This window comes from Pseudomonadota bacterium, from assembly GCA_041395565.1.
Taxonomy (GTDB): Bacteria; Pseudomonadota; Gammaproteobacteria; order UBA9214; family UBA9214; genus UBA9214.
The window spans coordinates 110,309-132,801 of sequence record JAWLAI010000008.1; the positions used below are offsets into that span (position 1 = coordinate 110,309).

A 22,493-nucleotide genomic window follows, 5' to 3' on the forward strand; every position below is an offset into this window, starting at 1 on the left:
GCATTGCGGGACGCCCAGCACCTCAGTAATCGCGTTTTGACATGTTTTCGGTCCGGTCTGCGCTGGGAGACTGACAACGGCACAGGTCCAGGCCGTCACTGCCGGCCCGGACGGTGGGTGCCGATACTACAGGATGCCGTTACTTGTTGTCGGCATCCTTGACTCCTCGAACTCGGCGTCGACGACATCGTCATCGCCGCGCGCCGCCCCGGCGGACGCGGTATCGCCGCCAGCGGCAGCAGCACCTTCGCCGCCGGCCTGCTGCTGGTAGACGCGCTCAGCGGCTTGCCCGACTTCTCAGCCCGGAGCCTCCGGTCTTCTGCTCGATGCTTTCCTTGTCGTCGCTTCCTTGGCTTCCTGCAGCGCATCGATGGCGGACTCGATATCCTGCTTCTCACCCGCCGTGACCTTGTCACCCAGGTCCTTGAGCGACTTGGTGGTGGCGTGGATCAGGCTGTCGGCCCGGTTGCGCACATCCACCAGCTCGTGGAACTTCTTGTCCTCGCTCGCATGCGCCTCGGCGTCCTTGACCATCCGGTCGATCTCGTCGTCCGACAGGCCGCTCGAGGCCTTGATCTGGATGGATTGCTGCTTGCCGGTGGCCTTGTCCTTGGCAGAAACGTGGAGAATGCCGTTCGCATCGATGTCGAACGCCACCTCGATCTGCGGCACGCCGCGCGGGGCCGGCGGGATGTCGGACAGATCGAAGCGGCCCAGCGACTTGTTGGCCGAAGCGATCTCACGCTCGCCCTGCAGCACATGCACGGTCACTGCGGTCTGGTTGTCGTCGGCGGTGGAGAACACCTGGTTCGCCTTGGTCGGAATCGTGGTGTTCTTCTCGATCAACAGTCATGACGCCGCCGAGCGTCTCGATACCCAGCGACAGCGAGGTCCGCATCGACAGCAGCACATCCTTGACCTCGCCGCCCAGCACGCCACCCTGGATCGCCACATCCCACGGCCACGGCCTCGTCCAGGGTTGACGTCCTTGCGGCTCCTTGCGAAGAAGTTCTTTACCGCATCCTGTACCTTGGGCATGCAGGTCTGGCCTCCAAAACCAGGATGATGTCGTCGATATCCTTCACCGACAGCCCGGCATCCTTCAACGCGATCTTGCACGGCTCGATGGTGCGATCGATCAGGTCCTCGACCAGCGACTCCAGCTGGCGCGGAGTCAGCTTCGCCAGCCAGGTGCTTCGGACCGCTGGCATCGGCAGTGATGAGCGGGTTCACGTCCGGTCTGCTGGCTGGAGGACAGCTCGATCTTGGCCTTCTCGGCGCCTCCTTCAGCCGCTGCATGACCCGGCGCGGGTCACCGCTATGGAGCCATGCCTGGTCCTTCTTGAACTGGTCAGCCAGGTAGTCGATCAGACGCTTGTCCAAAGTCCTCGCCGCCGAGGAAGGTATCGCCATTGGTGGAAAGCACCTCCAAAGACTGGTCACTCGCCGTCGACATCGGCGATTTCGATGATGGAGATATCGAAGGTGCCGCCGCCCAGGTCATACACCGCGATCTTGGAGTCGCCGCGCTTCTTGTCCAGGCCGTAGGCCAGTGCGGCGGCAGTCGGCTCGTTGATGATGCGCTTGACGTCCAGTCCCGCGATGCGGCCGGCGTCCTTGGTCGCCTGGCGCTGGGAATCGTTGAAGTACGCGGGCACGGTCACCACCGCCTCGGTCACCGGCTCGCCCAGGTAGTCTTCCGCGGTCGACTTCATCTTCTGCAGCACGCGCGCGGAAACCTCCGGCGGGGCCATGCGCTTGCCGCGGGCCTCGACCCAGGCATCGCCGTTATCGGCCTTGACGATCTTGTAGGGCACGAGCTTCATGTCGCGCTGCACCACCTCTTCCTGGAAACGGCGGCCGATCAGGCGCTTGACCGCGTAGAGGGTGTTGTGCGGGTTGGTGACCGCCTGGCGCTTGGCGGCCTGACCGACAAGCACCTCGTTCTCGTCGGCATAGGCGACGATGGAGGGCGTGGTACGGTCCCCCTCGCTGTTCTCGATCACCTTGGCCTTGCCACCCTCCATGACGGCGACACAGGAGTTGGTCGTGCCGAGGTCAATTCCGATAATCTTGCCCATATTCTCTAATCTCCATGTAAATACATGTTTTATTTAGTTAACCACTCTGCGTGCCAATACCCTGAAAGGTGGGGGCTTCGCGGCGGTAAATCAAGCCTCGCCGGTACTCAGCCCGCGGCCGGCGCCTTTGCGACGATCACCATGGCCGGCCGGAGCAGACGGTCGTTCAGCGTGTAGCCCTTCTGCACCACCGTCACCACCGTATTCGGGGCGACATCGGCGCGTTCCTGAATCGACATGGCCTGATGAAAGTCTGGATTGAACGGCTGGTTCTCCGGATTTACTTCCTGGATCTGGAACTTGGCCATGGCGCTGGTCAGCATCTGCAGGGTCAGCTCCACGCCCTCGCGCTGCTTGCCGCTTTCGCCGCCTTCGGCGTCAAAGGCGGCCAGACCCATCTCCATGCTGTCGCGCACCGGCAGCAGCTCGGCGGCGAAGCGTTCGAGCGCAAACTTGTGGGCGTTGGCCAGATCGCGCTCGGAACGCTTGCGCAGATTGTCGAGCTCCGCCTGCAGCCGCAGGCACTGGTCCCAGTGCGCATCCGCCTTGCTGCGCGCATCTTCCAGCAGCGCGGTCAGGTCTGCGGCTTGCGGCGCGTCGGCGCCGGCTGCCTCCGCGACAGTCGCCTCAACCGTCCCGGCAGCCGCGTCTTCCAGACCGTTTTCTTTATCTGCCATAGCGTTACTCCCTATTCCTTAAAAATCTGTCAGGTAACCGGGTGGCCACGCGCCACCGGCATCCAACCGTTGCCGATATGGGGCTTATTCCTTGCTATTCAAGGCAGCGCCCAGCAGGCGCGCCGTGGCGTCGACGATGGGGATGACCCGGTCGTAGGCCATGCGGGTGGGACCGATCACACCGAGCACACCGAGTACGCGGCCGTTGACGCTGTAGGGCGCGGTCACCATGCTGCATTCGTCGAGCATCTGGTAACCGGATTCGTCGCCGATGAAGATCTGGATCCCCTCGCCGTGTACGCACTGGTCGAGCAGGTGCAGGATGTCGCGCTTGCGGTTGAAGGCGTCGAATAACCGGCGCAGCTTGTCGATATCGCACAATTCGCGAAATTCCATCAGATTGGTCTGGCCGGCCATGACGAGATCCTCGTCGCGGTTCTTCTCCAGCACCTGGTCGGCCATCTGCATTGCGGTATGCATCATGGAGTTCATGCTGGATCGCGTTTCCTGCATCTCGCGCAGCAGGGTAGCGCGCACTTCGGAGAGATCCTTGCCGGTAAACAGCTCGTTGAGATAGTTCGAGGCCTGCTGCAGCTCCGCCGCACTGCACTCCCGCTCGGTCTTGAGCACGCGGTTCTGCACCTCGTCCGCCCCGGTCACCAGGATGGCGAGTACCCGGCGGTCGGAAAGCGGCAGAAATTCGACGCGCTTGAAGAGCGGATGATCGTGCTTGGGCAGCGTCACCACCCCGGCCAGGCGGGTGATGCCCGAGAGCAGGCTGGAGGCCGACTCCACGAGGTCCTTGGGTGACTGATTCATCTTCAGTTCGGCGCGCATGCGCTCCAGCGCGCCGGAATCCAGCGGCTGCACCGACAGCAGCGTGTCGACGAAGAAACGGTAGCCCTGCACCGTGGGAATGCGACCGGCCGAGGTATGCGGGGAGGTCACGAAGCCCAGCTCCTCCAGGTCCGCCATCACGTTGCGTATGGTCGCCGGCGACAGCTTCAGACCGGCATCGCGCGCCAGCGTACGCGAGCCGACCGGCTGACCGTCACGGACATAGTGATCGATCAATGCCCGCAGCATCTGCTGCGCACGCTCGGAAATTCCTGCAGGTGAATCGCTCATGCCATTGATAGCTTTCGATGTCTTATCCGCGATGATAAAACATCTGGCACTCCCGAGGGTAGAGTGCCAGACGCGGGCATGGCGCTGGCCGGCGCCGCACACGAGTGGTTGGCGCACTCGTCAACTCGTGATAGCTTCGCAGCCAGTCACTCACCACAGCGCCACCATGACAGCAACATTTTCCCGCGTCGGGCTGATCGGCAAGGCCAACGACCACGAGGTCGCGCTTACCCTGCAGGCCCTGGCCGATTACCTCGACCGCCGGCAGCTCCCCTACCTGCTGGATGCCGGCATCGCGCCACTGGTGTCCTGTCCCGGTCATCGCGTGGTGGAACGCGCAGCGCTGGCCGGACAGTGCGATCTCGCCATCGTCGTCGGCGGTGACGGCACCCTGCTGAACGCGGCGCGCAGCCTGGCGGAAGCCGGCGCGTCCGTACTCGGCGTCAACCTGGGCCGGCTCGGCTTCCTGGTCGACGTGTCGCCGGACGAGATGACCACCCAGCTGGACCGCATCCTCTCCGGCGAATACATCCAGGAGGAACGCACCCTGCTGCATGCCAGCATGACCCGGGGCGAAACCGTCCTGGGCGAGAGCACCGCGCTCAACGACGTGATCGTGCACAAACGCGACATCGCGCGCATGATCGAGCTCGACACCTGGATCGACGGTCATTTCCTGAACACCACCCGCTCCGACGGCCTGATCGTGTCGACACCCACCGGCTCGACCGCCTACGCCCTCTCCAGCGGCGGTCCGGTGCTACGGCCAAAGCTGAATGCCATCGTGCTGGTCCCGATCTGCCCGCACACGCTGAGCTACCGGCCGATTGTGGTCGATGACGATGCGGTGATCGAGATCGTGCTGCACGACGGCGTCCAGGAGGCCACCGTGTCCTGCGACGGGCAGGTCAGCCAGCCGCTCGAGGCCGGCGATCACGTGCGCGTACAGCGGCATGCCTTTACCCTGCGCCTGCTGCACCCGCCCGGCCACGACTACTTTGCCGTGCTGCGGCGCAAACTGCGCTGGAGCGAACAGCCGTGACGGCCGCGCGCCCATGCTGACCGAGATCCACGTCCGCAACCTGGCCATCGTCGACGAACTCGATGTCGAGCTCGCCCCCGGCATGACGGCGCTGACCGGGGAAACCGGTGCCGGCAAATCCATCCTGATCGATGCGCTCGGGCTGGTGCTGGGCGACCGCGCCGATGTCAACGCGATCCGGCATGGCGCCGAACGCGCGGAAATCGCCGCCAGCTTCGACCTCGGCGCCGGCAGCGTGGCCCGCGCCTGGCTGCTGGCCCACGATCTCGACCTGGACGGCGAATGCCAGCTACGGCGCGTCATCGGCCGCGACGGGCGCTCACGCGGCTATATCAACGGCCAGCCGGTGCCGATGCAGTCGCTGCGCGAACTGGGCGAGCAGCTGGTCGACATCCACGGCCAGCACGAACACCAGTCGCTGCTGCGTACCGCCGTGCAGCGCGCGATCCTGGATGCCTACGGCGGCCATCCCGCCCTGCTCGGCGAGGTCGCAAACCTGTACCGCGAGTGGCAGACGACCCGCAGTGCGCTCGAGTCCGCCAGCGCCGCCGAGCATGACCGCGACGCGCGCCTCGACCTGTTGCGATATCAGCTCAACGAACTGGAAGCCCTCGCACTCGAACGCGCCGAGATCGAGGCCATCGACGAGGAACACGCCCGGGCCGCCAATGCAGGCAGGCTGCTGGAATCCGCACAACGCGGCCTGGAGCGACTCGACAGCGAGGACGGCGATGCCGCCGCCAGCCTGCTGTCCCGCACGCTCGACGAAATCAGTGAACTGACCCGGCTGGACCCCGCGCTGGAGGAATCCGCCCGGCTGCTGGGGGAGTCCGCGCTGCTGCTGCGAGAAGGCATCGACGCCCTGCGCCATTACGCCGAGCATCTCGACATCGACCCCGCACGCCTGCTCTGGCTGGAGGAACGCATCGGCGTGCTGCACGACCTCGCGCGCAAGCACCGCTGCCAGCCGGCCCAACTGCCGGAGGTCGAGGCGCGGCTGCGCACGGAACTCGACGCGCTCGAGCATGCCGACCGCCTGCGCGAACAGCTCGTGGCGCGACTCGCACAGCTGGAACACGACTACCTGGCCAGTGCGCGGAAGCTCACGACGCAGCGACGGCAGGCAGCCGGCACGTTCGGCCGCGAGATCAGCGCGGCCATGCAGACACTGGGCATGGCCGGCGGCGTATTCGAGGTCGACGTCGGCACGCGCCGCGATACGCAGTTCTCGCAGCATGGCATGGACGCGGTGGAGTTCCGGGTCAGCGCCAACCCTGGTCAGCCGTTGCAGGCGCTTGCCCGGGTGGCATCCGGTGGTGAACTCTCGCGCATCAGCCTGTGCATCCAGACGCTCAGCGCCGACAGCTGCACCATCCCCACCCTCATCTTCGACGAGGTGGACAGCGGCATTGGCGGCGGTGTTGCGGAGATCGTCGGCCGCAAACTGCGCGCCCTGGCCCGCGGCCACCAGGTGCTGTGCGTCACCCACCTGCCGCAGGTGGCGGCACAGGCGCAGCAGCAACTGCAGGTCAGCAAGACCACCCGCGAGGACAGCACGTTGACCCGTATTCGCGCGCTGGACGAGGGAGAACGCATCGACGAACTCGCCCGCATGCTCGGCGGGGTCACCATCACCCGCCAGAGCCGCGACCATGCGCGGGAAATGATCGCCCAGGCGGGCGCGGATCTGCCGGCCGGGCGCCGGCCGCGCGGCCGCAGACCGCGCGCACAGGCCACGGACTGAGCGGCATCGGCGAGCGGGGCCGGGGCGGCCGGCACTGCGGCAGGATGTAGAAGTTAGCGTCCCGGTCGAAAACCTAGGCAGAGCCCTCTCATCTACCGCAAGGAAGCTGTTACGTGCGCAGGCGCATCCACCAAATTCTGGAACTCGCGCAGCCCGACGACCGGTCCAGCCGCCGTTTCGACATCTTCATCGTGGCGCTGATCTCGCTCAATATCCTGGCGCTGGTACTGGAATCGGTACAGGAGATCCACCGCCACCACGTGCAGCTGTTCTTCTGGTTCGAGGTGTTCTCGGTCGGCGTCTTCACCGTCGAGTACCTGCTGCGCATCTGGTCTTGTGTCGAGGCGGCGGACCAGCGCTTCCGGCACCCGCTGCGTGGACGGCTGCGCTTCGCGCTGACCCCGATGGCCCTGGTGGACCTGTGCGCGATCCTGCCCTTTTACCTCGGCATGATCTACACCCTCGACTTGCGCTTCCTGCGGGCATTGCGCCTGTTGCGTATCTTCAAGCTCACCCGCTACTCGACCGCGATGTCGACCCTGCTGCAGGTGCTGCGCGACGAGGCGCAATCGTTCGGCGCGGCCTTCCTCATCCTGTTCATCATCATGATCATTGCCTCGAGCGGTGTATACCTGTTCGAGCACAAGGCCCAGCCCGAAGCCTTCAGCAACATCCCCGAGGCAGCCTGGTGGTCGGTCGCGACCCTGACCACGGTTGGTTATGGTGACGTCACCCCGATCACGACCGGCGGCAAGATCTTCGGCATCTTCATCATGATCATCGGTATCGGCATGGTCGCCCTGCCGGCGGGCATCCTGGCCTCGGCCTTCTCCGAGGAATTGCGCAAGCGCCGCATGCAGTACCGCGATCTTGCGGAGTCGGTACTCGCCGACGGCATGATTACCCCACAGGAACGGGCGAACATGGAGGCAACCCGGATCCGACTCGGCCTCAGCAGTGAGGATGCCGGGCAGATCTTCGCCCGCATGGCGCGCGAGGAGCTGCTGCGATCGGGGGTATGCCCGCACTGTCACCGGCCGTTACAGCCGACAGCGGCGGACAGGCACAGCCCAGACGCTGAGCGCCTGGAGCCCGGCGCGACCGGCTAAAGCGGACAGCGACGCTGCCGTCTATCCTGATAGGAGCGGCCCGACAGCCCGCCCGGCCGGCGCCAAGGGAGACAGGGTATGAACGGTAGATCGGCATGCTTGCTGGCCCTCTGGCTGACGGCGGTGAGCCGTTGCGCTGCCGCAGAGCACCCCGCGTGCACCGATCCCGCGTTCGACTGGTATGCACTCTCGCCCGGGGAATTGCGCGCGATCGCGGGCAGTTGCAGCTCGACGGCCTTCACTGAACTCAACTATCAGCGCGCCTACCTGACCGACCTGCTCGGCGAGGATGCCGCAGCGGCCGGGCTGATCAGCTGGTCGACTTTCGAACGCCAGCCAGACATGGCATCACACGGCATCCATATGCTGCTGCTCGAGCAGCTGGCCCCGCTCTATATTGCTGCAGTGCCGGAACGGCTGGCACTCCTGAACCAGGAATACGAGATCAGGAACGAGATCGCGGAACTATGGCTGCGCGGCTACGGCACACTGGCGACCCGCCTGCGCGAGCTGCACTCGCAGAACAGCCTCTACCACTAGCTGCGGGCGGCTCACTTATCCCGGCAGTTCCCGCAGATACCGTACATGTAGAGGTAGTGATCGGTCATTTCGTAGCCGTGCTCGGCGGCGATGGCGCGCTGGCGCTTCTCGATCGTCTCGTCGACGAATTCATCGACCCGCCCGCATTTAAGGCACACGATATGATCATGGTGCCCGCCTTCGTCGAGTTCGAAAACGGAGTGGCCGCCTTCGAAATGATGACGCCTGACGATACCGGCAGACTCGAATTGGGTCAGCACCCGGTAGACCGTGGCCAGACCGATGTCTTCGCCCTCCTCGAGCAGCGCCTTGTAGACGTCCTCGGCACTGTGGTGGCGGCTGCTGCTCGACTCCAGGATGTCCAGTATCTTCATCCTCGGCAGAGTGACCTTCAGACCGGCTTTGCGTAATTCACTGGATTCCAATGCCTAACCTCCTCTCTGCTAGATGCCAACGGGTCTGGACTTGGGGTATCATGCGGCCGGTGCCCGGCAAGCTCCCTGGTCAGTTGATGAAAAAGCTTCTCATTATTATAACCCCCTTTGCCTGCGTGTCGCTTACCGCCTGCTCGCTCGCCGACTGGCGGTTGGTGCACCACATCGACGTGCAGCAGGGAAATGTGATCGACCAGGCCGCGCTCAACCAGCTGCACCCCGGCATGACGCGCCGGCAGGTACAGTTCGTGATGGGGTCCCCGATGGTCGCCGACGTCTTTCACCAGGACCGCTGGGACTACATCTACCGCATGCAGCCAGGCAAGGGCACCGTCACGGAAGAGCATGTCACGCTGTTCTTCGAGGACGACCTACTCACGCGCGTCAGCGGCAGCCTGCACCCGGAACCCGTGCCGGGCGACGCCGGATCGGCCGCACGCGAGCAGGTCACCCTGGTCGTGCCGCCGGAGGAACGCATACCACCCGGTCTGCTCAACCGTCTCTGGCACTGGATCACCTTTCGCAAGCTGGATGAGAGCGGCGTGAACTAGCACCGCCCCGCGGCCCGGCGCGGCCACGGGCAACCTCGCTAGCTATCGTGCGGCTCCGCATCCTCCGCAGCGGCCGCGCCCTTGCGCATCACCTTGCCGGCGGCGGCGCGCTGTTTCCTGACCTCCTTGGGATCGGCGATGAGCGGCCGGTAGATCTCCACGCGATCGCCTGGGTGCAGGGTATCACCGAGCCGGCCGGGTTTGCCGAACACGCCGACCTTGTTGCTCGCCAGATCGATGTCTGGAAACTGCTCCAGTATGCCGGAGGCACGGATGGCATCCTCCAGTGTCGCAGCCGGCGCCACCATCAGCTTGAGGATGACCTGCTTGCCGGGCAGCGCATAGGCCACCTCGACCGGTATGCGCTCAGCGCTTGCCATAGACCTCCACCGCGCGTTGCTGGAACGCATCGACGAGCGAGTTGGCGATCTTGTTGAACACAGGTCCGGTCGCCATGCTCACCAGCTTGCTCGAGAAGTCGTATTCCAGCTTGAGGGAGATCTTGCAGCCGGCATTGCCCAGCGGCTCGAAGCGCCAGCTGCCCTCGAGCCGGCTGAACGGCCCATCGACCAGATGCATATGGATGGCCTCATTGCGGACCAGACGGTTACGCGTGGTGAATGATTTCGATACCCCGCTGACCGCGAAGGCGATCCGCGCCTGCACCTCGTCATCCGCGCGTGACAGCGTCTCGGCATCGCTGCACCAGGGCAGGAACTGCGGATAGGTATCGACGTCGCTGACCAGGGCGAACATTTCCTGTTGGGTGTAGGGCACCAGCGCCGAGCGTGAGATGTGTTCCAAGTCCTGCACCTGTCCGACATGTATTCAGATGATACCTATTGCGCGCACGAACACGATAGTGACGGCAACCGGCGTGATGTAGCGGACGAGGAATCGCCACAGGGGGTAGAAGAAACGGTTGCCCATGTGCAGCTCCTCCATGGTCGACTCCCGCGACATGATCCAGGCCGCGAACACCGCGATCAGCAGGCCGCCCAGCGGCAGCATGATGTTGGCGGTCAGGTAATCGAGCAGGTCGAAGATCGTGCTGTCCCGGAACACCGGTATCATCGACAGCGGCTTGAACCCGGACCACAGGTTGAACGAGAACACCGTCAGCAGGCCGAAGGCCCAGGTCGCGAAGCCGGCCAGTACCGAGGCGGACACCCGGTTCATGCCCTTGTTCTCGACCAGCCAGGCCACCGCAGGCTCGATCAGCGAAATGGACGAGGACCAGGCTGCGAACACCAGCAGGATGAAGAACAGCATGCCGAAGAAGGCGCCGTAGGGCATGTGACCGAAGGCGATCGGCAGGGTCTGGAAGATCAGACCCGGCCCGGACCCGGGTTCCAGATTGTTGGCGAAGACGATGGGGAAGATGGCCATGCCGGCCAGCAGGGCGACCATGGTATCCAGCAGCGAAACGGTAATGGAGGTCCTGGCGATGGAGATCTTTTCCGGCAGGTAGGAGCCGTAGACCATGATGGCGCCCATGCCAAGGCTCAGCGTGAAGAAGGCGTGGCCCATGGCGATCAGCACGCCGTTGGCGGAGAGCCTGCTGAAATCGGCATGGAATAGAAAGCTGACGCCCTGCTCGAAGGCACCGCTGTTCCAGGCATAGCCTACCAGGACCAGCAGGATGAGGAACAACCCGGGCATCAACAGGCGTACCGCGTGCTCAAGACCGCTACGCACGCCACGCGCGACCACGACCATGGTCATGACCATGAACAGCGTGTGCCAGGTCAGCAGGCGCTCGGGAGTACCCACGAGGTCGTCGAAGATGCTCTGCACGCCATCGGCCGTGAGCCCGGTGAACATGCCGCTGGCGGCCCGAAACACGTAAGCCAGTGCCCAGCCCGCAATCACGCTGTAGTAGGACAGAATCAGGGCTCCGGCCAGGACACCGGCCCAGCCCAGCCACTCCCAGTGCCGGCTGGCCTGCTCCTCGACGGCGAGGTGACGCATGGTGTTGATGGGGCTGCGCCGGCCGCGGCGACCGATCAGCACTTCGGCCATCATGATGGGTATGCCGATGATGGCGATGCAAAGCAGGTAGACCAGCACGAAGGCGCCGCCGCCGTTCTCGCCGGTGATATAGGGAAATTTCCAGATGTTACCCAGACCGACGGCGGAACCGGTTGCCGCCAGAATAAACGCCAGCCGGCCGGACCATTGACCGTGTATGGGTTCGCGCTTGGTTGCCATTGTGCTTCTCCGGTCCCCCGTGCATCGGGCAGCACCGGCATTGTCCAAGAAATGCCCGGCTATCACAACCGCATCCGGCACGGTAAGATGCGGTCTGATCACGGAAAGTTGCATCCATGGCCAAGCAGAAATCCACAACCGGGTCGAGCACGATCGCGCTCAACAAGAAGGCTCGGCACGACTACTTCATCGAGGACCGCCTGGAGGCGGGTCTCGCGCTGCAGGGCTGGGAAGTCAAGAGTCTGCGGGAAGGCCGGGTGCAGCTGACCGACAGTTACATCATCGTCAAGAACAACGAGGCCTGGCTGCTGGGGTTTCGCATTGCCCCGCTGCTCAGCGCGTCGACCCACATCACCCCGGACCCGACCCGCACGCGCAAACTGCTGCTGCACCGGCGCGAACTCGATCGCCTGATCGGTGCAGTCGAGCGCAAGGGCTACACCCTGATACCGCTGGCGCTGTACTGGAAGCAGGGCCGGGCCAAACTCGAGATCGCGCTGGCCCGCGGCAAGCACAGCCACGACAAGCGGGCGGCGGAAAAGAGCCGCGACTGGGAACGCGAGAAACAGCGCCTGCTGCGCAAGCGCTGAACGGGCGCACGAGGACCCGCGGGCTCAGGGCGCCGTGGCGCCGCCGGCATCTCCGGTGATGTTGCCCGTCTGTCCGGAGCCGTTCATGCTGGCGATGTGCTCCAGCAGGCTGTCCAGACCCTTGTCATGGATCTCGCGGGCGAAACTCGAACGATGGGTCGCGACCAGGCTCACGCCTTCGACCGAGATGTCGTAGACCAGCCAGTCCTCGCCCGGCCTGTGCATGCGGAAGCCGAGTCGCACCGGCGGGCCGCCCGGCCGTTCGATCTCGGCGTCGACCTCAGCCCGGCCCGAAGCCAGGGTACCGCGCGCCGGTCCGATGGTGACCTTGTTTTCCCGATAGTCGCTGATGGAGCGCACGTAGGTATTGAGTAACAGTTGGCGGAATTCGCCGACGAAACGCGCGCGCTGCGTGTCGCTGGCACTGCGCCAGTATTTGCCGAGCACCCACTGGGCGGCGGCCTGGAAATCGATGTGCGGCAGGATATAGCGATCCGTCAGGGCACGCACCCGCCTGACGTCCCGCAACTGATCCGGATCCTTGCGAATCTCGGCGAGGAGCACATTGGTGACATCCTGCAGCATCTCTGCCGGACCGGGTCCGGTAGCCAGCGCGATGGCGGACGCCTGCAGCGTCCAGCACAGGATTACGGGATACAACAACTGCGGTTTCAGTCTTCTCATGACAGTGTTCTTCTTGTTGCAAAGCCGGTGCACAGCAGGACTGCGGCCCGCCCCGCACGGCGCGGGGGTGTTACGGTATACTGAATCTTATCAGGCCGAACGTCGCGGGCAACCTCGACCAAAGTCCAACGCCGCTTCAAATAACTGTAAATGAAAGGAAAACTGAAAGAACCCCGGGTCATCACCGACCATCGCCGCGAGCCGGTCTGCATCCTGCCGGCAGGCTTTTATTTTGACGACACGCGCTGGGAACGCATCTGGCAGCGGTTCGAGGAAAAGGGCGAGGCGCTCACCCACGCCGACCTGCGGCTGCTGTTCCCGGACGAACCGGTACTGCGGGAACGTAACACCTGAGCGCACCGCCGCCGGCCAAGACGACCCGCGGCGCAGGCAGCAGTTACCGGACGCGCTAGCTGCCCTCCCGCAACGCGGCGATGCGCTCCTCCAGCGGCGGATGACTCAGGAACAGGCGGCTCAGGCCGGCTTTCATGCCGCCGGCAATACCGAAGGCTGCGAATTCGCCGGGCAGGTCATGCGGCTGTTGCGCGCGCTGCAGCGCCTGCAGCGCGCCGATCATCTTCTGCCGGCCGGCCAGCGTCGCGCCGCCCGCATCCGCCCGGAACTCGCGCCGGCGCGAGAACCACATGACGATCATCGATGCCAGGATCGAAAGGAAGATCTGGGCCACGATCGAGGTGATGTAGTAGGCCGGCCCGTATCCCCGCTCGGTCTTGAACACCACGCGGTCTACCACGTGGCCGACCGTACGCGACAGGAAGATCACGAAGGTATTGACGACGCCCTGCAGCAGCCCCATGGTCACCATGTCGCCGTTACTGACGTGGCTGATCTCATGACCCAGCACCGCCTCGACCTCGTCGGCGTCCATGCTGGCGAGCAGGCCGGTACTCACCGCCACCAGCGCGCTGTTGCGGTTCATGCCGGTCGCGAAGGCGTTCGGCTCGGGCGCATTGAAGATGCCCACCTCCGGCATGCCGATCCCCGCCTGCTGCGCCTGGCGCCGGACGGTATCGACCAGCCATTGTTCCGTCCTGTTGGACGGCTGCTCGATGACCTGCACACCCATGGAGCGCTTGGCCAGGAATTTGGACATCGCCAGCGAGATGAAGGAGCCGGTGAAGCCGATCACCGCGGACATCACCAGCAGGGCCTGCAGGTTGAGATCCACGCCGTTCTGCGCCAGCACACCTTCCAGGCCCAGGAGCTGGAAAACCACGCTAACCACCACGAGTATCGCGGCATTGGTCGCCAGGAACAGAAATATGCGCATCATGGTCGGTCACCTCGCTGTGTGTCCGGATAGACAGTCCGGGCCGGGAATAATTCCCGCCTCAGCAGCCAGATATGGGAAGTCCAGTCGTATTTCAAGGGCGGAACTTTTCGCCGAGTGTGCTATCTTAGCATCAGCTTTAGGGGGCGACCTGGCTTCGACGTGGGTTGCGAAACCTGAGGTGCATGCCGAGGCGCAGAGGACCTCGTTAATCCAGCTGCAAACTTATAGTTGCCAACGACGACAACTACGCACTCGCTGCTTAAAACCCAGTAGGGTGCCGTCTGACCGGAGCCGTGCTTGTGCGTCCGGCGCCCCTCGGGGCACTCAGGCGTCGACTCTCACAAGATCGCGACAACGCACGTCCGGGGCCGAGTCGTTAAAACCTTACCGGAATCGCTGGTTGTCTTCCCTGCCCGTCGGGTAGCAGCCAGTTAAATTAATAGACCGGGATAAGCATGTAGAGCCGATGGCAGAGGACTTGCGGACGCGGGTTCGATTCCCGCCGCCTCCACCATTAAACGAAAATGCCACCCCCTGCGGGTGGCTTTTTCGTTAATGCGCGAAGCAACCGGAAAGCGGACCCGCGTAGCGGGTGAGTTTCCAGTGCACAGGGATCTGCAGGTGCCGCGCAGGCCAGGGATGGCCGGGAGCGGCTCCCCGCCTTAAATCAAACCGGACAGTGCGTACCGAAAAGATACACCAGTCAGTCGTTCCCGGGGCGCAACGCTCAAAAAACAACCATGCCCTAGATTGCGCAGGAATATTCATCTCTGAGTCCGGTCTAATCCTGAGTTGGCGGCATGCGGACGGACCCTCAGACGCCAAGGAAATCCTCCAACTGCGGCTGATCCCTGCGGTTGGCAAGCGTCCTCCAGGGCGAAGCGGGTGCGCATTCAAGGACTCCCACACAGCGGCAAACCGAATCACCTCTCCCCGCCAGCCAGCCAGCGCGTGCAGAGCGCGGCTGGGTAATAGCCAGGCAATTGTGACCGGTCCGTAACATTTTTATACCGAATATAAAGACTTAACAGAAGCAGCCGCTATTCGCCTCGTGTCACCGGTGCGTCATAGCACCTGGTCCTGCATGGAGGGTACCTGAATGAAACGCATACGGTGGTCAAATCCGCTGGCCTGGTTACTGCTGCTGGTCTGCGCTGCCGCACCCGCACTCGGGGATAAGCGGTTTTCCGAATCGTGGCACGCACAAGACTCTGAACATTCATCCCGCCGGGATTCCGCCCACAACCACGATGACCGCAATACGAGCGAGCACGATCAGCGTCGGCACCGCTATGATGATCACGGACATGCAACGGGTCCGCATCATGACCTGTGTAAAAGCGACGAAGACAATTCGATATTCGAGATACCTCCTACGGGAATCGCAAGTTCGGTCTGGGAAGACGGAACCATCGGGCTGGTAATTCCAATCGAAAATAAATCTGCGGGCCCATTGCATGACGTGGTCGTAACCGAGGTCAAGGTGGCCAACGCCGTCACGAAGGATCCGGCCGCGGAGGTGGCGCTCGGGGACGTCAGCACGGAGGAACTCAAACTCGTCAATGCACAGGTCAAGGATATCGATGGCCAACTGCAGGGTAAGTATCGCGTCATAGTACACGGCCACTACAGCAGTCTGTCACGTGTTTGCCAGTTCACGGTCAAGGGATTTGTTGCTCCTCGCAGAGCTGGCAATGGCGATATCTTCCCGGGCAAGGACGGGACCATGAGCGTGCTTACTCCGGCAGATGCAGACTATCCGCAACCGCCCGAGATCGATCAGGCGGAGGAATTCAACGATGAGTCGCCAATCCTGATCCCGCCCGGACCGTTCCGCCAGCTGTTCCAGCCCACCCCCACGTCCACCCCCGCCGCAGCGGCGCCAGCGGGTGGCGCCCTGGTGGACATCGACCAGAACAGCAATTCGAGCAGCAGGAATGCGGGTATCCCGCCGGACCCCAACGCTGCGCGCAGTGCCGATGGTATCGGCAGCGTGAACGGTGTGGTGCTGGCAACGTTCAATACCGGTATCAGTTACTCGCTCGATGGCGGTGCCAGCTTTACGGACGTCAACCTGTTCATCCCGGTTGCCGGGCAACCGTGGAGAACCACGTTCTTCCCGCAAAGCGATGGCGGCCTGTGCTGCGACCAGATCGTCATCTACGTGCCACAGTACAACCTATTCGTCTGGCTGCTGCAGTACTGGCCAGTCTCCGTGACCACGACGAATCCTGACGGTACGCAGACCACGACGATCACGCAATCGAGCCGTCTGCGCATCGCCTGGGCGACACCGGAAGCGATCGCGACGGATTTCTTCAACGCCTGGAGGTTCGGCGATCTCACGGCGACGGCCGTGCCAGGCGTTTCCTCCGGCCTGGGGACGGCTGCCAACGAACATCTCGACTATCCTGACCTGGCGTACTCCGGGCAATTTCTGTACGTCGGCGTCGACCGCGGCTGGCCCAATGCACCACGCTCCATCTACGCTGATCGACGCATCGTCGCCAGGCTGAATCTGGCGCAGATGGCAGATCCGGCGTCGACCGAGGTGAACTACAACTATAATGAATACCCCGGCAACGGCCTGAACAAGTCCCATTTCGTGCAAGGGGCCCCGGATCGCATGGTGCTTGCCGGACTCGACAACACAAGCAGTCTACGGGTCTATACCTGGGAAGACAGCGCCGGATCTGCCTCTGCCTGGACCACGGGTATAAGTTCGATCACCACCAGCTACACCGAGACGGCGCCCGACGGTATCGATTGGTACGCGGCATCCTTCCCGGGGAACATCACCGGGGCCACCTGGCGCGACGGGAAATATATCTTCGCCTTCGATGGCGGCATCAATGGCGCAGGCAGGCCGCGGCCCTACGTCCGGCTCGAAACGGTTACACCGGATACCGTGCCGATCCTGGGTTTCCCCTTCGTCTTCGCATCAGATGAATACGATATCTGGAATACCGATTATGCCTTCGGTATGGCTGCACTCGGAACCCAGGGCATGGAGATCGGCCTCGGACTCGCCGTCGGCGGCGGCACGATCGGTTACCCGCAGTTCGCGGTCGGCTACAAGGACGATTTCATCGTGTACACCGTGACCGCCACCACCGCGACGCAATCGTTCCTGGTCGATACGGATGGGGACGGTGTCGGCGATACCGCACGCACCCGCTTCGGAGACTATTTCTCCGTTCGCCCCATCCCCGGCAGCGTGGATGCCGGTTTTGCGGCGGAGTCATACGATGTCGTGACCGGACCAAGTGCTATCACAAGATATACCGAGTTCAGCCGCCCGGAAATTCCCGGTCCGTTCTGAATACAGCATGAATGGGGGCAGATTCCCTTGATTCGTACCGGTGTTGACGAGTCGATCGAGTCTGCCCCCTGGCGTCTTCAGCATATGTGACATTCGTCTCCGGCTATTCGGCCACACCCGTGACAACCTGCCACGCCACCGCGGCCGCGGGCATCAGCGCATGTGAATTCCGTCTTACCTTGCGATGCCCGGCCGGCGCGTCGACGTGAGCCCCGGCAACCACATCCCTGCACCTCCGTACAATGTGCAGCCCGACACCCGGGAGGTATAAAGAAATCGTACCCGGTATTCCGGCTCGTGTGTCGCCAACCCTCACTTCGGCAGCACACGGTTGACCTAACCGGCCGGCCCGACATTGCATGGTGCAGCATCCCTGCACGTGTCAGCCGGAACGCTGCAGAACGTTCGCCACGCCCCGGCAGGGTCACAGCGAAACGGTCCGCGGACAGCGCCACCGGCGCCCCAACAATAACAACGCAGAGAACAACAATGGAATACCGATCACTCGTGGCAACATTACTCGGCTGCATTCTCCTGGCGGGACTGTCACCTGCAAACGCCGCGCTCATATCCGGCGACGGGGACGAGGCATGCTTTTCCCCACTGCTGCCCGGCGCAGGCCCGAATTGCACCGCCCAAAACGTGACCCTGCATCCCGGCTGGCAACCGAACAACCCGATGGGGAACGGCGCCCAGTGGATCTCGTATGCGGACACCGGCTATCTCGGCTCGACCCTCGCAGTAGCGCCCGGCGGCGACGTGACCAATAGCGTCATGCAGATTCGCGAGTCGATTACCGGCGTCACTGCCGGCGCTCGCCTGATCCTGAACGTCTGGGCGGACGATACGGCCGACATCGCGCTGCGATACGATGATGGTTCCGGGGAATTCACCGGCGCCCAGCTCACTACCCTGTTCGCCCCCAACTTCACGCAGGACCACTACTGCACGAACGGCCCGATCGGCTGCGAGCCCGGCGAAGGCGCCCGAATCGAATACGTGTTCACACCGGCCGACATCGCCCTCGCCGGCACCGGCGAATTCTATCTGCTATTCACCACCTTCCAGGTCGGTAGCGGCACGACGAACCACGACAATCCGTTTGGCCTGCTGTACTCCGGCCAGATCAGCACCGTCCCGCTGCCGCCGGCGTTCTGGCTCTTTGGCTCCGGCATGCTGGGGCTGGCCGCTTGCGCCAGACGCCGGCAGTCCGGTACTGCCTGCCGCGCGCACGTCTGAACCCCCGTCCGTGCGCTGCCGCCTGGGATCGGGTGGGCGGCGTCGGAACACGCCCCCCTGCCCGGGCATACCGGACTGCAGCCGCATCCGGCTGCAGTCCGGCCGGAGCGGTCCGATGGCCTATCGCAATTTAAGTAAATTACCAATTCCTGATCCATATCAAATCACGCAACCTGGCCAAGGCGCATCATGGCCTTGACCGGCAGCCGAATCGGAGTAATAATGAGAACCATTCTCACTTACGAATCTTTGAGAATATCTCTGTATGTTACTGAATGACATGATTAATCTATCCCATCTCGGCATCGGCGAACGGGCCTATATCACCGGGATCCACGCCCCGGACAGCGTGCGTCAGCGCCTGCAGTCGATGGGACTTCGCACCGGGCGCGAGGCTGAAGTCATCCGCAGCCCCAGGCTCGGTCCCATGCAGATCCGTGTAGGAAGCGTCCACCTGATCATGCGCCGCCGTGACGCGGCGTGCGTTGCCATCACTGCCGTCCGGTGAAACGCTTTGCCATTGTCGGCATGCCCAATACGGGCAAATCGACGTTTTTCAATCGCATCACCGGCTCCTCCTCCCGTGTCGGCAACTGGCCCGGCGTCACCATCGACCTGCTGAGCGCGCGCATTGTGCTGGGGGGCGAGGCCGTCGAGGTGGTCGACCTGCCCGGCATCTACGACCTGCACGGATTCTCCGAGGACGAACAGATCGTCCGCAACTTCCTGGAGAACAACCCGGTCGATCTGATCGGTGTCATCCTGAATGCCAGCCAGCTCGACCACCAGCTGCCTCTGGCGCTGCAGATCGGCAAGCTCGGCATCCAGCCGGTGATACTGCTCAACATGATCGACGAAGCCGACCAGCTCGGCATCCGGATCGATGCCGCGGCGCTCGCCACAGACCTGCAGTGCCCGGTGCACGTCATGAGCGCACGCCACGGCACCGGCTTCAACGCGGTACGCGAAACGCTTACAAACTGCCTCGGATCGGCACGGCCAACGCCGCTTGCCGACATGCGCAACCACCTGCACGCCGATGATGAAATCGTCCAGCGCTCGGATGCGCTGATCAGCCGCTACGTGTCCGCGCCCGGCAAACTGGTGCGCCGAGTCACGGAACGCATCGACCGGGTCCTGCTGCATCCGGTGTTCGGCCTGCCACTGTTTTTCGCCGTAATGTTCCTGGTCTTCCAGGCCGTATATACGCTGGGCAGCCCGCTGCAGGATGCGGTGGCTTACGTGCTCGAACAGATCAAGATCAGCGCCTTGCTGCCGTTGCAGGGCATCCTGCCGGCGGCGCTGTATGGCTTCCTGATCGACGGCCTCTATGACGGTATCGGCACCGTGGCGTCGTTCGTACCCGTGATTATCCTGTTCTTCTTCATGATGGCCGTCGTCGAGGACAGCGGTTACCTGGCACGCGCGGCCTTTCTCACTGACTCCCTGATGGCACGCATGGGCCTGGATGGCAGGGGATTCGTCATGCTGCTGATGGGTTTTGGCTGCAATGTGCCGGCGCTGATGGGCACGCGCGTGATGCGCAGCCGCGGTCTGCGCTGGCTGACCATGCTGGTGATACCGTTCTCGCTGTGCTCGGCGCGCCTGCAGGTCTTCGTCTTCATCACCACCGCCCTGTTCGCACCGCACCAGGCACCGGTGGTGCTGTTCTTCCTGTACCTGGCCAGCTTCGCTGCCGCGTTCGTGACGGCCGCGGTGTTCGGCAGGCGTCTCAAGAGCGACGAGCCATTCGTGCTCGAACTGCCGCCGTACCGGGCGCCCCTGCTGAAACAGGTACTGCTGCGTGGCTGGCACGAAATCTCTCACTTCCTGCGGCGCGCCAGCACGTTCATCATCAGCGGCGTGGTACTGGTCTGGCTGCTGACACATTATCCGGCCGGCGCCACACCCGGCGGTGCCGACACCTGGGCTGGCATGTTGGGCAGCTGGCTGAAACCGGTACTCGATCCAATCGGCATCGGCGCCGCCATGTCGGTCGTCCTGCTGTTCGGATTCGTGGCCAAGGAGATCGTGATCGGTGCGATGGTCGCCATGACCGGACTGGAAGGGACCGCCCTCAACGGCTACCTGGCCACCCAGATGGATCTGGTACAGGCGGTCAGTTTCATGCTGTTCGTGCTGTTGTACACCCCCTGCCTGTCGACGCTGGCCACGCAACTGAGCGAATCGCGCAGCTGGCGCTTTACCGGCATCAGCCTGGCCTGGTCGCTGGCGCTCGCCTGGTTCGTGTCCTTCGCCTTCTACCAGGGTGCGCGCGCACTGGGTTACTAGAACCTGGTGCACGAGCCCGCACGGTCGCGGCTGAGCTGGCGCACGCAGTATGCTGCGGCAGGTGCCGGACCCGCTCTGCCCGGCCTTGTAATACCCCGTCGCACCCTCATCTGGGTGGTATGGTCATACGACACACCCTACAGGAGGCACTGCCATGACGCTGGTACGCTACGAACCGATCAGGATGATTGGTCGTTTTAACAGGGATTTCAGCAACTTTCTCGCCGGCGACCGCGCCAAGGAAGCGCGCGGCTGGGTACCGACGGTGGACATACGCGAAGAGGACAACCGCTTCGTTCTGTTTGCGGACATACCCGGCGTGGCACGCACGGACATCGATATTTCCCTCGAGGACGGTGTGCTCACCGTCAAGGGCGAACGCCAGCGGCCGTCCGCCGACGCTGCCGGCGGCTGGCGCCATCGCGAACGCCGGCATGGGGGGTTCCTGCGCCGCTTTACCCTGCCTGACAGCGTGGACAGTGCGAGCATCAGCGCCACGGTGAAGGACGGCGTCCTGCAGATCGAGATTCCGAAGCAGGCACAGCTGCAGGCCCGCAGGATCAGTGTAAGCTAACACGCTGCCGGGGTGTGCGCGGTCGCGGGACGATACGCGGCCGCGCACGCAGCTGGCGGTTGCGCGATCGCATGAAGCAGTTCTCCGAGGCCTGCGAGCAGAACAAGGCGCCCATCCTCGCCGTCCTGCGCGGTGCGTTCGGCAGTACGCGCCGGGTGCTCGAAATCGGCAGCGGAACAGGCCAGCATGCCGTCCATTTCGCCCGCCACCTGCCACACCTGCAGTGGCAGCCGAGCGACCTGAGCGCCAGCCACCCGAGCATCAACGCCTGGATCGCGGACAACCCGCTGGCCAACCTCGCACCGCCCCTGGCGCTCGACGTCACGACCGGGCCGTGGCCACTCCAGGCGTACGATGGCGTATTCAGCGCCAATACCACCCACATCATGCACTGGCCGGCAGTCTGCGCCATGTTTGCCGGCATCGGCGGTCTGCTGGAGCAGGCCGGCGTGTTCTGCCTGTACGGTCCGTTCAATTACGGCAACGCCTACACCAGCGCGAGCAATGCGCGCTTCGATGACTGGCTGAAAACACGCGACCCGGCCAGCGGCATCAGGAATTTCGAGGATCTCGATGCCCTGGCGCGGCGCCACGGCATGCATTTAGCGGATGATCACGAGATGCCGGTCAACAACCGCCTGCTGGTCTGGCGCAAGACCGGCAGGATGCAGGAGACAGCCGCACGGCAGCTATAAAAAACCGGCCCTGGTTCGCACCAGGGCCGGCAGCGGGAAACTTCACAAATGACGGTGTCGGGGCCGCCAGATAGTGAGGTCAATTATCGAATTGTGAAGTCACCCAGGGGATCGTTACCAGTGCCAGGGCGATGGCCACCACGTACTCCTTGGTCAGATGCAACCCTTCGATGAGGGACAGCCCGGGATCGCCCAGTAGATAGATCACGACAGCAACGCCTAATATCCTGTTCATGCCTTCGCTCCTGCAACATCCCAACCACTGTTGCTAGCTTATCGGCAGCGC

The 22,493-nt window shown here is 63.5% G+C and carries 22 protein-coding genes, 1 other RNA gene and 1 pseudogene; 14 read left to right on the forward strand and 10 right to left on the reverse strand.

Features of this window, described 5'->3' with window-relative positions:
• Positions 1-126: 126 nt before the first annotated feature.
• The 3 genes and pseudogenes from dnaK to hrcA form a co-directional block, all read right to left on the reverse strand.
• Positions 127-2,081: pseudogene (gene dnaK / locus R3F42_13925) on the reverse strand (molecular chaperone DnaK).
• Positions 2,082-2,188: 107 nt separating this feature from the next.
• Positions 2,189-2,758 (reverse strand): nucleotide exchange factor GrpE, encoded by a 570-nt coding sequence (grpE, locus tag R3F42_13930; GenBank protein MEZ5543118.1) that lies wholly within the window; start codon positions 2,756-2,758, stop codon positions 2,189-2,191.
• Positions 2,759-2,842: 84 nt separating this feature from the next.
• Positions 2,843-3,886, reverse strand: a complete 1,044-nt coding sequence (hrcA, locus tag R3F42_13935; GenBank protein MEZ5543119.1) for a heat-inducible transcriptional repressor HrcA — start codon at positions 3,884-3,886, stop codon at positions 2,843-2,845.
• Between the two features lie 166 nt (positions 3,887-4,052).
• Between hrcA and R3F42_13940 the strand changes: the two genes are divergently transcribed.
• The 4 genes from R3F42_13940 (at position 4,053) to R3F42_13955 (ending at position 8,321) form a co-directional block, all read left to right on the forward strand.
• Positions 4,053-4,928, forward strand: coding sequence for an NAD(+) kinase (locus R3F42_13940; GenBank protein MEZ5543120.1), 876 nt, complete (start codon positions 4,053-4,055; stop codon positions 4,926-4,928).
• A 13-nt stretch (positions 4,929-4,941) separates the two neighbouring features.
• On the forward strand, positions 4,942-6,672 hold the full coding sequence (recN, locus tag R3F42_13945; GenBank protein ID MEZ5543121.1) for a DNA repair protein RecN: 1,731 nt from the start codon (positions 4,942-4,944) through the stop codon (positions 6,670-6,672).
• 113 nt (positions 6,673-6,785) lie between these two features.
• The gene (locus R3F42_13950; GenBank protein ID MEZ5543122.1) at positions 6,786-7,781 is read left to right on the forward strand and encodes an ion transporter; all 996 of its coding nucleotides are present in this window, start codon (positions 6,786-6,788) and stop codon (positions 7,779-7,781) included.
• 78 nt (positions 7,782-7,859) lie between these two features.
• Positions 7,860-8,321: a hypothetical protein gene (locus R3F42_13955; GenBank protein ID MEZ5543123.1), complete on the forward strand. Its 462-nt coding sequence runs from the start codon at positions 7,860-7,862 to the stop codon at positions 8,319-8,321.
• An 11-nt stretch (positions 8,322-8,332) separates the two neighbouring features.
• Here R3F42_13955 and fur read toward each other — a convergent pair whose 3' ends face one another.
• Positions 8,333-8,746: a ferric iron uptake transcriptional regulator gene (gene fur, locus R3F42_13960; GenBank protein ID MEZ5543124.1), complete on the reverse strand. Its 414-nt coding sequence runs from the start codon at positions 8,744-8,746 to the stop codon at positions 8,333-8,335.
• 86 nt (positions 8,747-8,832) lie between these two features.
• Here fur and bamE point away from each other — a divergent pair, with 86 nt between their 5' ends.
• Positions 8,833-9,306 (forward strand): outer membrane protein assembly factor BamE, encoded by a 474-nt coding sequence (bamE, locus tag R3F42_13965; GenBank protein ID MEZ5543125.1) that lies wholly within the window; start codon positions 8,833-8,835, stop codon positions 9,304-9,306.
• A gap of 38 nt (positions 9,307-9,344) precedes the next feature.
• Here the strand turns inward: bamE and R3F42_13970 are convergent, their stop codons facing one another.
• From R3F42_13970 to R3F42_13980, 3 genes are read right to left on the reverse strand one after another with little or no spacing between them, the layout of a single operon-like run.
• Positions 9,345-9,686 carry an RnfH family protein gene (locus tag R3F42_13970; GenBank protein MEZ5543126.1) on the reverse strand — a complete coding sequence of 114 codons (342 nt, stop codon included), beginning with the start codon at positions 9,684-9,686 and terminating at the stop codon, positions 9,345-9,347.
• Complete coding sequence (locus tag R3F42_13975) at positions 9,673-10,110, reverse strand: type II toxin-antitoxin system RatA family toxin (GenBank protein MEZ5543127.1); 438 nt, start codon at positions 10,108-10,110, stop codon at positions 9,673-9,675. The genes R3F42_13970 and R3F42_13975 overlap by 14 nt, the downstream gene beginning before the upstream one ends.
• A 24-nt stretch (positions 10,111-10,134) precedes the next feature.
• A complete protein-coding gene (locus tag R3F42_13980; GenBank protein ID MEZ5543128.1) occupies positions 10,135-11,517 on the reverse strand; it encodes a sodium-dependent transporter in 1,383 nt (460 codons plus the stop codon).
• Positions 11,518-11,633: 116 nt separating this feature from the next.
• Between R3F42_13980 and smpB the strand changes: the two genes are divergently transcribed.
• On the forward strand, positions 11,634-12,107 hold the full coding sequence (smpB, locus tag R3F42_13985) for an SsrA-binding protein SmpB (GenBank protein MEZ5543129.1): 474 nt from the start codon (positions 11,634-11,636) through the stop codon (positions 12,105-12,107).
• Positions 12,108-12,131: 24 nt separating this feature from the next.
• Here smpB and R3F42_13990 read toward each other — a convergent pair whose 3' ends face one another.
• Positions 12,132-12,791 (reverse strand): ABC transporter substrate-binding protein, encoded by a 660-nt coding sequence (locus tag R3F42_13990; GenBank protein ID MEZ5543130.1) that lies wholly within the window; start codon positions 12,789-12,791, stop codon positions 12,132-12,134.
• 150 nt (positions 12,792-12,941) lie between these two features.
• Between R3F42_13990 and R3F42_13995 the strand changes: the two genes are divergently transcribed.
• Entirely contained in the window at positions 12,942-13,145 is a 204-nt protein-coding gene (locus R3F42_13995) for a hypothetical protein (GenBank protein ID MEZ5543131.1), read from the forward strand.
• Between the two features lie 55 nt (positions 13,146-13,200).
• On the opposite strand, the gene htpX is transcribed toward R3F42_13995, so the two are convergent.
• Entirely contained in the window at positions 13,201-14,085 is an 885-nt protein-coding gene (gene htpX / locus R3F42_14000; GenBank protein ID MEZ5543132.1) for a protease HtpX, read from the reverse strand.
• A gap of 139 nt (positions 14,086-14,224) precedes the next feature.
• Here htpX and ssrA point away from each other — a divergent pair.
• The 7 genes from ssrA to R3F42_14035 all read left to right on the forward strand — a co-directional run bounded on the left by ssrA (position 14,225) and on the right by R3F42_14035 (position 22,207).
• Positions 14,225-14,599: a transfer-messenger RNA gene (gene ssrA, locus R3F42_14005) on the forward strand.
• A 948-nt stretch (positions 14,600-15,547) separates the two neighbouring features.
• Positions 15,548-17,407, forward strand: a complete 1,860-nt coding sequence (locus R3F42_14010) for a hypothetical protein (protein MEZ5543133.1) — start codon at positions 15,548-15,550, stop codon at positions 17,405-17,407.
• A gap of 507 nt (positions 17,408-17,914) precedes the next feature.
• The gene (locus tag R3F42_14015; GenBank protein ID MEZ5543134.1) at positions 17,915-18,646 is read left to right on the forward strand and encodes a VPLPA-CTERM sorting domain-containing protein; all 732 of its coding nucleotides are present in this window, start codon (positions 17,915-17,917) and stop codon (positions 18,644-18,646) included.
• A gap of 280 nt (positions 18,647-18,926) precedes the next feature.
• Positions 18,927-19,154, forward strand: a complete 228-nt coding sequence (locus R3F42_14020) for a FeoA family protein (protein ID MEZ5543135.1) — start codon at positions 18,927-18,929, stop codon at positions 19,152-19,154.
• On the forward strand, positions 19,151-20,938 hold the full coding sequence (gene feoB, locus R3F42_14025) for a ferrous iron transport protein B (protein MEZ5543136.1): 1,788 nt from the start codon (positions 19,151-19,153) through the stop codon (positions 20,936-20,938). Before R3F42_14020 ends, feoB begins: the two co-directional genes overlap by 4 nt.
• Positions 20,939-21,092: 154 nt before the next feature.
• Positions 21,093-21,512, forward strand: coding sequence for an Hsp20/alpha crystallin family protein (locus R3F42_14030; GenBank protein ID MEZ5543137.1), 420 nt, complete (start codon positions 21,093-21,095; stop codon positions 21,510-21,512).
• A 71-nt stretch (positions 21,513-21,583) separates the two neighbouring features.
• On the forward strand, positions 21,584-22,207 hold the full coding sequence (locus tag R3F42_14035; GenBank protein ID MEZ5543138.1) for a DUF938 domain-containing protein: 624 nt from the start codon (positions 21,584-21,586) through the stop codon (positions 22,205-22,207).
• A gap of 79 nt (positions 22,208-22,286) precedes the next feature.
• On the opposite strand, the gene R3F42_14040 is transcribed toward R3F42_14035, so the two are convergent.
• Entirely contained in the window at positions 22,287-22,442 is a 156-nt protein-coding gene (locus R3F42_14040; GenBank protein MEZ5543139.1) for a hypothetical protein, read from the reverse strand.
• Positions 22,443-22,493 lie beyond the last annotated feature (51 nt).

Bases quoted from the DNA above. Each gene is read 5' to 3' on its own strand.
- R3F42_13940 (MEZ5543120.1), top strand. From the start codon at position 4,053: ATGACAGCAACATTTTCCCGCGTCGGGCTGATCGGCAAGGCCAACGAC.
- R3F42_14035 (MEZ5543138.1), top strand. From the start codon at position 21,584: ATGAAGCAGTTCTCCGAGGCCTGCGAGCAGAACAAGGCGCCCATCCTC.
- R3F42_14020 (MEZ5543135.1), top strand. From the start codon at position 18,927: ATGATTAATCTATCCCATCTCGGCATCGGCGAACGGGCCTATATCACC.
- R3F42_13980 (MEZ5543128.1), bottom strand. From the start codon at position 11,517: ATGGCAACCAAGCGCGAACCCATACACGGTCAATGGTCCGGCCGGCTG.
- R3F42_13955 (MEZ5543123.1), top strand. From the start codon at position 7,860: ATGAACGGTAGATCGGCATGCTTGCTGGCCCTCTGGCTGACGGCGGTG.
- R3F42_13970 (MEZ5543126.1), bottom strand. From the start codon at position 9,686: ATGGCAAGCGCTGAGCGCATACCGGTCGAGGTGGCCTATGCGCTGCCC.
- smpB (MEZ5543129.1), top strand. From the start codon at position 11,634: ATGGCCAAGCAGAAATCCACAACCGGGTCGAGCACGATCGCGCTCAAC.
- hrcA (MEZ5543119.1), bottom strand. From the start codon at position 3,886: ATGAGCGATTCACCTGCAGGAATTTCCGAGCGTGCGCAGCAGATGCTG.
- grpE (MEZ5543118.1), bottom strand. From the start codon at position 2,758: ATGGCAGATAAAGAAAACGGTCTGGAAGACGCGGCTGCCGGGACGGTT.
- R3F42_13995 (MEZ5543131.1), top strand. From the start codon at position 12,942: ATGAAAGGAAAACTGAAAGAACCCCGGGTCATCACCGACCATCGCCGC.
- R3F42_13990 (MEZ5543130.1), bottom strand. From the start codon at position 12,791: ATGAGAAGACTGAAACCGCAGTTGTTGTATCCCGTAATCCTGTGCTGG.
- R3F42_14040 (MEZ5543139.1), bottom strand. From the start codon at position 22,442: ATGAACAGGATATTAGGCGTTGCTGTCGTGATCTATCTACTGGGCGAT.
- R3F42_14030 (MEZ5543137.1), top strand. From the start codon at position 21,093: ATGACGCTGGTACGCTACGAACCGATCAGGATGATTGGTCGTTTTAAC.
- recN (MEZ5543121.1), top strand. From the start codon at position 4,942: ATGCTGACCGAGATCCACGTCCGCAACCTGGCCATCGTCGACGAACTC.
- htpX (MEZ5543132.1), bottom strand. From the start codon at position 14,085: ATGATGCGCATATTTCTGTTCCTGGCGACCAATGCCGCGATACTCGTG.
- bamE (MEZ5543125.1), top strand. From the start codon at position 8,833: ATGAAAAAGCTTCTCATTATTATAACCCCCTTTGCCTGCGTGTCGCTT.